Origin of the sequence: Streptomyces sp. T39, assembly GCF_008042045.1 — a bacterium.
GTDB lineage: Bacteria > Actinomycetota > Actinomycetes > Streptomycetales > Streptomycetaceae > Streptomyces.
The window spans coordinates 883,963-895,806 of the sequence record NZ_RDBP01000012.1 but is presented as its reverse complement, the minus strand read 5'-3'; the positions used below and the strand labels follow the sequence as shown (position 1 = coordinate 895,806).

General features: G+C 73.2%; 9 protein-coding genes and 1 pseudogene. 8 read left to right on the top strand and 2 right to left on the bottom strand.

What is annotated here, in order from left to right:
* Together EAO77_RS04840 and EAO77_RS04835 are read left to right on the top strand one after the other, a co-directional pair.
* Positions 1-283, top strand: a pseudogene (locus EAO77_RS04840) (hypothetical protein); the annotation flags it as partial.
* 123 nt (positions 284-406) lie between these two features.
* Positions 407-1,288 carry an SDR family oxidoreductase gene (locus EAO77_RS04835; RefSeq protein WP_147986866.1) on the top strand — a complete coding sequence of 294 codons (882 nt, stop codon included), beginning with the start codon at positions 407-409 and terminating at the stop codon, positions 1,286-1,288.
* Between the two features lie 85 nt (positions 1,289-1,373).
* Here the strand turns inward: EAO77_RS04835 and EAO77_RS04830 are convergent, their stop codons facing one another.
* Entirely contained in the window at positions 1,374-4,685 is a 3,312-nt protein-coding gene (locus EAO77_RS04830) for a S41 family peptidase (protein ID WP_147986865.1), read from the bottom strand.
* Between the two features lie 201 nt (positions 4,686-4,886).
* Between EAO77_RS04830 and EAO77_RS04825 the strand changes: the two genes are divergently transcribed.
* Entirely contained in the window at positions 4,887-5,462 is a 576-nt protein-coding gene (locus EAO77_RS04825) for a TetR/AcrR family transcriptional regulator (RefSeq protein ID WP_147986864.1), read from the top strand.
* A 175-nt stretch (positions 5,463-5,637) separates the two neighbouring features.
* On the top strand, positions 5,638-7,809 hold the full coding sequence (locus EAO77_RS04820; RefSeq protein ID WP_147986863.1) for an MMPL family transporter: 2,172 nt from the start codon (positions 5,638-5,640) through the stop codon (positions 7,807-7,809).
* Between the two features lie 302 nt (positions 7,810-8,111).
* Here EAO77_RS04820 and EAO77_RS04815 read toward each other — a convergent pair whose 3' ends face one another.
* Positions 8,112-8,519: an SsgA family sporulation/cell division regulator gene (locus EAO77_RS04815; protein ID WP_147986862.1), complete on the bottom strand. Its 408-nt coding sequence runs from the start codon at positions 8,517-8,519 to the stop codon at positions 8,112-8,114.
* Between the two features lie 183 nt (positions 8,520-8,702).
* On the opposite strand from EAO77_RS04815, the gene EAO77_RS04810 reads away from it, so the two are divergent.
* From EAO77_RS04810 to EAO77_RS04795, 4 genes are read left to right on the top strand one after another with little or no spacing between them, the layout of a single operon-like run.
* The gene (locus EAO77_RS04810; protein ID WP_147986861.1) at positions 8,703-9,782 is read left to right on the top strand and encodes an energy-coupling factor ABC transporter permease; all 1,080 of its coding nucleotides are present in this window, start codon (positions 8,703-8,705) and stop codon (positions 9,780-9,782) included.
* A gap of 1 nt (position 9,783) precedes the next feature.
* The gene (gene cbiQ / locus EAO77_RS04805; RefSeq protein ID WP_147986860.1) at positions 9,784-10,545 is read left to right on the top strand and encodes a cobalt ECF transporter T component CbiQ; all 762 of its coding nucleotides are present in this window, start codon (positions 9,784-9,786) and stop codon (positions 10,543-10,545) included.
* Entirely contained in the window at positions 10,533-11,321 is a 789-nt protein-coding gene (locus EAO77_RS04800) for an energy-coupling factor ABC transporter ATP-binding protein (protein ID WP_147986859.1), read from the top strand. The genes cbiQ and EAO77_RS04800 overlap by 13 nt, the downstream gene beginning before the upstream one ends.
* The gene (locus tag EAO77_RS04795) at positions 11,318-11,809 is read left to right on the top strand and encodes a MarR family winged helix-turn-helix transcriptional regulator (RefSeq protein WP_147986858.1); all 492 of its coding nucleotides are present in this window, start codon (positions 11,318-11,320) and stop codon (positions 11,807-11,809) included. Before EAO77_RS04800 ends, EAO77_RS04795 begins: the two co-directional genes overlap by 4 nt.
* The last annotated feature ends 35 nt before the right edge of the window (positions 11,810-11,844 follow it).

Sequence of the window (11,844 nt, the reverse complement as noted above, 5' to 3'; positions counted from 1 at the left end):
CCGAGCGGGTGGACCAGTGCTCCCGGATCGTGCACGCCTGCCCGCGTGCCGCCCGGGTGGCCTGGTCGCGGGTGCTCGGCGAGCTCGACCTGGACGAGGGCGTACGGGCGCTCGACGTGCCCACGGTGGTCGTCGCCGGCACGGCGGACCGGCTGACCCCGCTGGTGCACGCCAAGCGCCTCGCCCTCGACCTCCCGCAGTGCCTCGAACTCGTCGAGCTCGCGGGCATGGGCCACATGACCCCCGTCGAGGCCCCCGAGGCCGTCACCGCCAAGCTCCGTGAGCTCGCCGCCGCGTACCTGACGGCGGCGAGGGCGGCGGACGGGGCGGACACGACGCAGAGGACCGAGACGGCGCAGAGGACCGAGACGGCGCAGACGGCGCAGACGACGAAGGAGAAGGCCGCATGACCAGAAGGAGCCTCGAAGGGCAGGTCGCGGTCGTCACCGGCGCCGCCCGCGGAGTCGGCGAGCTGCTGGCCCGCAAGCTGTCGGCGCGCGGTGCCAGGGTGGCGCTCGTCGGCCTGGAACCGGACGAGCTGAAGCAGGTCGCCGCCCGGCTGCACACCGACTGCGACCACTGGCACGCGGACGTCACCGACCACGAGGCGATGGCGCGGGTCGCCCAGGAGGTCAAGGAGCGGTTCGGCAAGGTCGACATCGTGGTCGCCAACGCGGGCGTGGCCTCCGGCGGCCCGTTCGCCGACTCCGACCCGGTCGCCTGGCGGCGGGTCATCGAGGTCAACCTCATCGGCAGCGCGGTGACCGGCCGGGCCTTCCTGCCCGTACTGCTGGAGAGCCGCGGCTACTTCCTCCAGATAGCGTCGCTCGCGGCGATCACGCCCGCGCCCATGATGTCGGCGTACTGCGCCTCCAAGTCGGGCGTGGAGGCCTTCGCGCACAGTCTGCGGGCCGAGGTCGGCTACCGGGGGGTGCGGGTCGGGGTCGGCTACCTGTCGTGGACGGACACCGACATGGTGCGCGGCGCCGACCAGGACGACGTGATGCGGGAGCTGCGGCAGCGGCTGCCGTGGCCGTCGAACCGCACCTATCCGCTCGGGCCGGCCGTGGACCGGATCGTCGCCGGCATCGAGCGCCGCTCGGCCCACGTGTACGCCCAGTGGTGGCTGCGCGGCATGCAGTCGGTGCGCGGCTGGCTGCCGGGGGTCATCGCGACCGTCGGGCAGCGCGAGATGCGCCGCTTCGGGCCGCGGCTCGACGGGGTGTCGAAGGGGCTCGTGGGCGCCGGCGGCGCGGCCGACGAGGCGAAGCGGACAGCGGACCGCTGACCGCGCTCCGGGTCCGGCGCCGGGGCCCCACCCGCGTCGGCGGGCGGGCCCCCGGCACCGGCCCGGAAGCCGGGGCGCGGCCCGGTCAGCCGCGCGGGGGCAGCTTCGGGCGGCGCAGGTCCGGGACGGCGGAGTAGTCCGGGGGCACGGCCGCCGGAGAGGACCTGAGCAGGTCCGTGGCCAGCCGGATCGCGTCGTCCATGTCCGTGTGGCGTCCCTCCGCCCAGTCCAGCGGGGTGCGGAGCGCGTACAGGTCCGGTTCCACGCCGTGGTTCTCGACCGACCAGCCGTACGCGTCGAACCAGGCCGCGTTCATCGGCACGGTGATGACGGTGCCGTCGATCAGCCGGTGACGGCCCGTCATGCCGACGACGCCGCCCCAGGTGCGGGTGCCCACCACCGGGCCGAGGCCCAGCAGCCGGAACGCGGCGGTGATCATGTCCCCGTCCGACGACGTGGCCTCGTCCGCGATGGCGACCACCGGGCCGCGCGGCGCGTTGGAGGCGTACGACACGGGCTGGGCGTCCCGTGTCAGGTCCCAGCCCAGGATCTTCCGGGTCAGCTTCTCGACGACCAGCTCGCTGATGTGCCCGCCCGCGTTGCCGCGGACGTCCACGATCAGGGCCGGGCGGGAGACCTCCAGGCGCAGGTCGCGGTTGAACTGCGCCCAGCCCGAGCCGCCCATGTCGGGGATGTGCAGATAGCCGCACCGGCCGCCGCTGAGTTCCCGCACGACCTCGCGCCGCTTGGCGACCCAGTCCTGGTAGCGCAGCGGCCGCTCGTCGATCAGCGGCACGACGGCCACCCGGCGGGCGAGGCCCTCGCCCTCCGCGGACTGGAAGGTGAGCTCGACGGTGGTGCCGCCGGCCGCCGACAGCATCGGGTACGGGCCCGCCACCGGGTCGACCGGCCGGCCGTCGACATGGGTGAGCACCGCGCCCTCGCGGATGCCGGTGCCCGCCAGCGGGGAGCGGGCCTTGGAGTCGGAGGAGTCGCCGGGCAGGATCCGCTTGACGACCCACCTGCCGTCCCGGCACACCAGGTTGGCCCCGAGGAGGCCCATCGCCCGCTGGTAGTGCGACGGTCCCTCGTTGCGCCGCGGCGGCGTCACGTACGCGTGCGAGGTGCCGAGTTCGCCGAGCACCTCGCGCAGCAGATCGGCGAACTCGTCCGGTGACGCCACCCGTTCGACCAGCGGCCGGTACTGGTCCAGCACGCCGTCCCAGTCGATGCCGCACATGCCCGGCTCCCAGAAGTACGCGCGGATGAGGCGCCCGGCCTCGTCGTACGCCTGGCGCCACTCGGCTGCCGGGTCCACCTCGTGGAGGATCCGGCGCATGTCGAGGTAGACCGTGGAGTCGCCGTCGCCCGGCTCGGTGGCCGGCACCGCCCGCAGCTCGCCCTCGTCCACCACCACGAGCCGGCTGCCGTCGTTGCTGACCGAGAACCAGTCCAGATGGTCGACGAGCTGGGTCCTGCGGGCCTTGGAGAGGTCGAAGTGCTCCAGCGTGGGGCGCCCCGAGGTGTCGGCCGGATTGGCGAACGTCTCGCCGAGCGCGCCCGAGATCGGCCAGCGCAGCCACACCAGACCGCCTCCGCTGACGGGATGCAGCGCGGAGTACTTGGAGGCCGTGACGGGGAACGGCACCACACGGTTCTCCAGGCCCTCGGTCTCGACCATCACCGTGTGGTCGCCGCTCTCGTCCAGCGGATCGAGCCCGCCCGCAGCCGGGCGGCCCTCGGGGGTGAGGGCGAAGGGCGAGGGCGTGGCCGAGGAGAGCGGCACCAGGTACGGCCGGCAGCCGAGGGGGAACGACAGGTCGCCGGTGTGCACGTCGTAGACGGGGTCGAAGCCGCGCCACGACAGGAAGGCCAGGTAGCGGCCGTCGCTGGTGAAGACCGGGTTCTCGTCCTCGAATCGGCCGTCCGTGACGTCGACGACGGTGCGGTCCGCGATTCTGGCGATCCTGATCTGCCGCAGCGAGCGGCCCACTCCGGGATGCGACCAGGTGAGCCAGGCGCCGTCGGGGGAGAAGGCGAGGTCCTTCACGGGCCCGTTCTCCGAGCGGACCAGTTCGGTGACCTCGCCGGTGGCCTCCTCGGCGGTGTCGACGAGCAGCAGCCGCCCGTCGTGGGCGGCGACGGCGATCCGCTCGCCCTCCGGGTCGGGCGTCATCTCCAGCACGCGGCCCAGCGCCGCCTGGGCCAGGCGCCGGGGCGGGCGGTCGCCGCTGGCCCGCGGAAGGTAGGCGATCTCGACGGCGTCGTCGCCCTCGGCGTCGGTGACATAGGCGACCTGGCCGCCGCTGCCGAGCATCTCGGGCAGCCGCACCCGCACGCCCGGGGTGTCGGCGATGGTGCGCGCCGGTCCGTCGCGGTGGGTGAGCCAGTACAGGCTGCCGCGGACGCCGACCGCGCTCGCCCGGCCGGTCTCGTCTACCGACAGCGCGTCCACATGGCTCGCGGCCGGCACCTGGTAGGTGCGCCGCCCCGCGCGCGGGCCGCCGAGCCGCACCTCCAGGCGGCGGGGCACGGAGCCGGCGGTGAGTTCGTCGACGATCCACAGCTCGCCCGCGCACTGGTAGACGACCCGGCTGCCGTCGCTCGACGCGTGCCGGGCGTAGAAGGCGTCGTGGTCGGTGTGGCGGAGCAGGTCGGAGCCGTCGGGCCGGCAGGAGTAGAGGTTGCCGACGCCCTCGTGGTCGGAGAGGAACGCGATCCGTCCCCCGGCGTCCGGGTCCCACCGGCCGGTGCCGGGGCCGCGGACGAACATCGGGCAGTCCAGGTGGCCGTCGATGTCCGGCAGCAGTCGCTCGCCGTGCAGCCACAGCCGGCCCGTCGCACCGCCCCGGTAGCGCTTCCAGGCGGCCGGCTCGTGCGGCGGCTTGCCGGTCAGCAGCAGGGTGCGCCGCTCGCAGCCGGTGCCGCCCGCCTGGGCGGGGGAGTCCGCCACGTCCGTGACGGCGATGTCGGAGACGGGACCCCAGGGGAGCCGGCCGCCGGGCGCGCCGTCCACGGGGACGCTGTAGGCCCAGGAGAAGTAGGAGAACGGCTGGCCGCGCGAGGAGACGGCGAGGATCTGGCCGTCCGGGGTCCAGCCGCACACCCGGGTGTCGGTCGAACCCCAGTAGCCGAGCCGCCGGGCGGGCCCGCCGTCCACCGGCACGACGTGGATCTCCGGGTCGAGGCTGCGCCAGTTCGTGTAGGCGATCGTGGTGCCGTCGGGGGAGAAGCGGGGATGCCCCACTCTGGTGCGGTCCACGGTGAGCCGCCAGGCCCGGCCGGGCCGCTGCCCCTCCGGCACCAGGGGGGCGACCCAGAGGTCGTCCTCGGCGGCGAAGCACAGCACGTCGTCGTGCAGGTGCGGGAAACGGAGATATGCGCCGTGGTCACTCACCCCCCAATGCTTTCCGCGCCCGGGGGGTGCGGCAACTCGTGGCACCGGGTGAAAAACCGGCGGCTCGGACGGTGGCGCCGGTGGCCGGCGGGGCCGACGTGACCCACTCCACAAGCGAAACGGCTTCGTTTCGCTGGACCGGTGGGATACCTTCGAGGTGTACGAAACCGTTTCGTTCAGCCGACGCCCGGGGAGGACGCCATGACAGCACGCAGCAGGCTCACCCCCGAGCGGGAAGCAGAGCTGTACACCGCGGTGCTCGACCTGCTGCGCGAGGTCGGATACGACGCCCTCACCATGGACGCCGTCGCCGGCCGCACCCGCGCCAGCAAGGCCACCCTCTACCGCCAGTGGGGGAGCAAGGCCGAGCTGGTCGTCAAGGCGATGAGGCACAACAAGCCCGCCGGTTTCAGCGACATCGACACCGGCACCCTGCACGGCGACTTCCACGCGATGCTCGACCGCACGGACGACTGTCAGATGGAGAAGGACTCCGCCCTGATGCGGGGTCTCGCCCAGGCGATCCACACCAACCCCGATCTGCACGAGGCGCTGCGCGACCTGCTGATCGAGCCCGAGATCTCCGGGCTCGGCATGCTGCTGCGCAGAGCCGTGGACCGGGGCGAGATCCGGGCCGACAACCCAGCGCTGGGGTATGTCGTCCACATGATCGTCGGGGCCTTCGTGGCCCGGCAGATGATCGAGGACCGGACACCCGACCGGGCCTTTCTGACCGATTATCTGGACGCCGTGGTGCTCCCCGCACTCGCCGCCTGATCACCCCAGGTTCCGGAGTCTCCCCACTCCGGCCTTTCGGAGCCCCCACCTCCGCGGTCCCCTCTCCCCGGATCAACCAGCACGATCCGCTCACCCGCAGCACCTGACGCGCGCCGCTCTCGTCGTCGGGCCGGCTCCCCCTGCCCTGTTCACCTCACACACGGGAGTAGCCCTCGTGGCCTCGTTCCTCTACAAGCTCGGCCGGCTGGCGTTCCGCCGCCGCCGACTCGTCGCCCTGCTGTGGGTGGCCCTGCTGGCACTCGCCGGTTTCGGCGCGGCAACCGCGCCCACCGCCACCTCCTCGTCCTTCTCCATCCCCGGCACGGAGGCCCAGAAGGCCTTCGACCTGCTGGAGGAACGGTTCCCCGGCGGCAGCGCCGACGGAGCCACCGCCCGCGTCGTCTTCAAGGCCCCGGCCGGCGGGAAGATGACCGACGCCGAGCCGAAGGCCGTCGTCACCGATGCCGTCGGTGCGCTGAAGTCCGGCTCGGACCAGATCGCCTCGGTCACCGACCCGTACACCGCGCAGGCCGTCTCCGAGGACGGCTCCACCGCCTACGTCTCCGTCACGTACAAGGTCAACTCCATGGAGCTGACCGACGCCACCCGAGAGGCGCTGGAGAAGGCCGGTGAGAGCGCGCGGGAGAGCGGGCTGACCGTCGAGATCGGCGGCGACGCGCTCCAGGCCATGCCGCACACCGGGGCGGGCGAGATCATCGGCGTGATCATCGCCGGGGTGGTCCTGGTGATCACCTTCGGTTCGCTGGTCGCCGCCGGCCTGCCGCTGCTCACCGCCCTCATCGGCGTCGGCATCGGCATCTCCACCATCACCGCGCTGGCCAGTGCGCTGGACCTCGGCACCACCACGTCCACGCTCGCCATGATGATCGGCCTCGCGGTCGGCATCGACTACGCGCTCTTCATCGTCTCCCGCTACCGCGCCGAACTGGCCGAGGGCCGAAAGCACGAGGAGGCCGCCGGACGCGCGGTCGGCACCGCGGGCTCCGCGGTCGTCTTCGCCGGCCTGACCGTCGTCATCGCCCTGGTGGGCCTCGCCGTCGTCAACATCCCGATGCTCAGCAAGATGGGCTTCGCCGCCGCCGGCACCGTCGTCATCGCGGTGCTCATCGCGCTGACGCTGATCCCCGCGCTCCTCGGCTTCGCCGGGAACAAGGTCCTCGGCCGCGCGGCCCGCAAGGGCAGGCCCGCGTCCGAGAAGCCGAACGCCGGCACCCGCTGGGCCCGGTTCGTGCTGCGCCGTCCGGTCACCGTGCTGCTCGTCGCGGTGGCGGGGCTCGCCGCCGTCGCCGTGCCCGCGGCGTCGCTCCAGGTCGGTCTGCCCGACGACGGGTCGCAGCCCGTGAGCACCACCCAGCGCAAGGCGTACGACCTGCTGTCCGACGGCTTCGGTCCCGGCTTCAACGGGCCGCTCATGGTGGTCGTGGACGGCGACGAGGCCGCCGCCGACCGCACCATCGAGATCGTCAAGGGCCTGGACGGCACGGCCGCCGTCACCCCGGCGACGCCCAACAAGGCCGGCGACACCTCGATGATCACGGTGATCCCGAAGGACCGGCCCTCCTCCGCGGCCACCGAGGACCTGGTCCACGACATCCGCGACAGGAGCGGCGACGACGTCTACGTGACCGGCGCCACCGCGATGAACATCGACTTCTCCGAGAAGATGAACGACGCGCTGCTGCCCTACCTCGCGCTGGTCGTGGGCCTCGCCTTCCTGCTGCTGATGCTGGTCTTCCGCTCGATCCTGGTGCCCCTCAAGGCGGCCCTCGGCTTCCTGCTGTCGGTCGTCGCGGCGCTCGGCGCGGTCGTCGCCGTCTTCCAGTGGGGCTGGCTGGGCTCGCTGTTCGGTGTCGAGCAGACCGGTCCGATCATGTCGATGATGCCGATCTTCATGATCGGTGTGGTCTTCGGCCTGGCCATGGACTACGAGGTCTTCCTGGTCACCCGGATGCGGGAGGCGTACGTCCATGGCGAGCGGCCCGGTGAGGCGGTCGTGACCGGCTTCCGGCACGGTGCCCGGGTGGTCTCCGCGGCGGCCGTCATCATGATCGCGGTCTTCGCCGGCTTCATCGGCTCCAGCGAGCAGATGGTCAAGATGATCGGCTTCGGCCTCGCGATCGCCGTCGTCTTCGACGCGTTCGTGGTCCGCATGGCGATCGTGCCCGCGGTGCTGGCCCTGCTTGGACACAAGGCGTGGTGGCTGCCGCGCTGGCTGGACCGGATCCTGCCCAACGTGGACGTGGAGGGCGAGAAGCTCCACAAGGAGCTCGCCGGCGCGGCCGGTACGGGCGGGCCCGACGAGGACCGCGAACTGGTCCGCGTCTGATCACGGGGGCCGGGTCACGGACCCGGCCCCCTCGGACCCGGGAGTCCCCGGCCGGCCGGCAGGCGGCCCGGGGGCCGGTGCCAAGGCACCGGAGGAGCGAGCTCCCGGACGCGCGACGGCACCGTGGGGACGGGGGCCGTCGCGCGGCGAAGGCCGCTTCGGCCGGGCGCACGCCCGGCCGAAGCGGCCTTCCGCCGTGACGGGGCGCCCGGGCACCCGTCGACGGAACGGGCACCCGTCGTCGGGACGGGCACCCGTCGTCGGGACGGGCACCCGTCGTCGGGACGGGCGGGCGGCGCCGGTCAGGTGGTCGTGGCCGTCGGGGTGGTGGCCGTTTCCGGTACGGGGGCGTCCGCCGGCGGCTCGGGGGGCGGGGCCGTGGCGGCCACCGCGTAGGTGTGGCGGAGGAACCGCAGAAGCGTCTTCGCCTCGAACTGCACCACGGCGACCCCGTCCCGCGTGTGGAATTCGACCACCGCCTGCACCCGGCCGCACGGCCAGACCTCGATGTCGCCCCGCTTCACGGGCGCCTTCAGCCCCGTCTCCAGCAGTTCACGGGGGAAGGTCCACTCGCGGCCGCTGGGGAAGGAGAAGCAGACGGAGGCGGGGTCGTCGGCCGGGTCGTAGCTGAGCGAGACGCGGACGGGGCGGTACTGGGGAGCGTCGGTGACGATTCGACCTCGTGCGTTTTCCGTGACGGCGGGGGACATCGGCCGGCTCCTCACACTCGTCTGCTTTGTCATCTAATGTCCCATATTTCGGGTGGAACGCCCGTTCGCCTCCGTTTCGGCGGCCCGCTGCCGCCCCAACTGTGACCCGTGCGCTCTTGCAACCTCTTCGCAAGAGGGACCTATCATTGGTCGGTTATTCGTCTGTCCGAAGCGAGGCTTCCCATGCATGTGCCCGACGGATTCATCAACGCACCCGTCTCCGTGGCCGCCGGAGTCGTCGCCGCGGGCGCCGTCGCCGCCGGCCTGCGCGGTGCCCGGCGCGAGCTGGGCGGAACGGACACCGGCCCGGTCGGCGCCGAGCGCACCGCGCCGCTCGCCGGGCTCGTCGCGGCCTTCGTCTTCGCCGTCCAGATGCTCAACTTCCCGGTGGCCGCCGGCACCAGCGGCCATCTGCTCGGCGGGGCCCTCGCGGCGATCCTCGTCGGGCCGTTCACCGGGGTGCTGTGCATAGCCGTCGTGCTGCTGATGCAGGGCGTGCTCTTCGCCGACGGCGGGCTCACCGCGCTGGGGGTGAACATCACGGTGATGGGCGTCGTCACGGTCGTCGTGGCGTACGCCCTCTTCCGCGGCCTGGTCGCGGTCCTGCCGCGGACACGGCGGTCGGTCACCGCGGCCTCCTTCGTCGCCGCACTGGTCTCCGTGCCCGCGTCGGCCGCGGCGTTCACGCTGCTCTACGCGGTCGGGGGCGTCACCGAGGTCCCGATCGGCTCGGTCCTCACCGCCATGGTCGGCGTGCACGTCCTCATCGGCATCGGCGAGGCGGCGATCACCGCGCTGACCGTCGGCGCCGTGCTCGCCGTGCGCCCGGACCTCGTCCACGGCGCCCGCGGCCTGTCGGCCCCGCTGAAGCTGCGCGTCGGCGGGGAGCTGGTCGACGCCCCGGCCGCAGCCCCCGCCCCCGGCCGTGCCCGCTCGCCCCGCGCCGTGTGGGCGGGCGGTCTCGTCGCCTCGCTCGTCCTGGCCGGCTTCGTCTCGTTCTACGCCTCCGCCAGCCCCGACGGGCTGGAGAAGGTGGCCTCCGACAAGGGCTTCGACAGGTCGGTCGAGGAGCACGCGGCCGCGGACTCGCCGCTCGCCGACTACGGCGTGGAGAGCGTCTCGGACGCGCGGCTCTCCGGCGGTCTGGCCGGTGTGATCGGCGTCGGCGCGACCGTGGCCGTGGGCAGCGGGATCTTCCGTGTGGTCCGCCGCCGGCGGACCACGGACGAGCGCCGGAACACCTCCGCGGGGAGCGCCGCCTGAGATGGGTGCGGGACATGCCCACCGGCTCTACCGGCACGGTCACTCGGCCGTGCACACCCTGCCGGCGCACTGCAAGCTGATCGCCGTCCTGTGCTTCGTGCTGATCGTGGTCTCCACCCCGCGCGAGGCCGTCTGGGCCTTCGGCGTCTACGCCGTGCTGCTCGCCGGGGTGACCGCGGCGGCCCGGCTCCCCGCCGCCTTCGTGGCGAAGCGGCTGCTGGTGGAGATCCCCTTCGTGGCCTTCGCGCTGCTGATGCCGTTCGTCGTCCCCGGCGAGCGGACCGAGGTCCTGGGCGTCGCGCTCAGCGTCCCCGGGCTGTGGGGCGCGTGGAACATCCTGGCCAAGGGCACTCTGGGCGTGGCCGCGTCCGTGCTGCTCGCCTCGACCACCGAACTGCGCTCGCTGCTCCTCGGGCTCCAGCGGCTGCGGCTGCCCTCGCTGCTCGTCCAGATCGCGTCGTTCATGATCCGGTACGGGGACGTGATCGCCGACGAGATGCGCCGGATGTCGATCGCGCGGCGGTCGCGGGGCTTCGAGGCCCGCGGGGTGCGGCACTGGGGTGTCCTCGCCAAGTCCGCGGGCGCGCTCTTCATCCGGTCCTACGAGCGGGGCGAGCGGGTGCACCTGGCGATGGTCAGCCGGGGCTACACGGGGACGATGCCGGTCCTTGAGGACGTACGGGCCACCCGCGCCCAGTGGACGTACGCCGCCGCACTGCCCGTGACCGCGTTCGCGGTCTGTCTGCTGGGATGGAACCTGTGACCGGTACCGACGCACCCCGACCCGCCGCACCGCCCTCGCTCGACGTGCGCGGCCTCGCCTACGCCTATCCGGACGGGCACCAGGCCCTGTTCGGCGTCGACCTGACCGTCGGACGCGGGGAACGGGTGGCCCTGCTCGGACCGAACGGCGCCGGGAAGACGACGCTCGTGCTCCACCTCAACGGCATCCTCACCGGGGGCGTCGGCACCGTCCGCGTCGCCGGGTTGCCCGTCGCCAGGGCGAACCTCGCCGAGATCCGCCGCCGGGTCGGGATCGTCTTCCAGGACCCCGACGACCAGCTGTTCATGCCGACCGTCCGCGAGGACGTCGCCTTCGGCCCCGCGGCCGGCGGACTGCGCGGCGCCGCACTGGAGGAGCGGGTGGAGGCCGCGTTGCGCCGGGTCGGCATGGAGGAGTTCGCGGACCGGCCCCCGCACCATCTCTCGTTCGGGCAGCGGCGCCGGGTGGCGGTCGCGACCGTGCTCGCGATGGAGCCGGAGATCCTGGTGCTGGACGAGCCCTCCTCCAACCTCGACCCGGCGTCGCGGCGGGAACTCGCCGACATCCTGCGCGCCCTGGACGTCACCGTCCTGATGGTCACCCACGACCTGCCGTACGCGCTGGAGCTGTGCCCGCGCTCGGTGGTCCTCAGCGAGGGCGTCATCGCCGCCGACGGCAGGACGCAGGACCTGCTGGGCGACGACGCCCTGATGCGGACCCACCGGCTGGAGCTGCCCTTCGGCTTCGACCCCTCGTCCGTGACAATGGGCGCGTGAACGACGACCACACCCCCGCCCCGGCGTCGCTGCTCATCGACGACCAGCTGTGCTTCGCCCTCTACGCGGCCCAGCGGGCGGTGACCGCGGCCTACCGGCCGCTCCTCGCCGAGCTGGGGCTGACGTATCCCCAGTACCTGACGATGCTGGTGCTGTGGGAGCGCGGCGAGGTGCCGGTCAAGGAACTGGGCGCCGCGCTGCGGCTGGACTACGGCACCGTCTCCCCGCTCCTCAAGCGGCTGGAGACGGCCGGTCTGGTGCGCCGCGAGCGGTCGGCGGCGGACGAGCGCTCGGTGCGGCTGCTGCTCACCGAGGAGGGCGCCGCGCTGCGGGAGCGGGCCCGGCGGGTGCCCGAGGAGCTGATGCGCAGCACCGGGCTGGACGCGCAGGAGGTCGCCCGGTTGCGGGAGGAACTGCACCGGCTGGCCCGCTCGGCTGCCTCGCCTGAGGAGCGGCGGGCTCCGCGGCCGGGCTCTACCCCGGAGTAACCACACGTTCCCCGCTCGGATACCTTGTGTGCGAT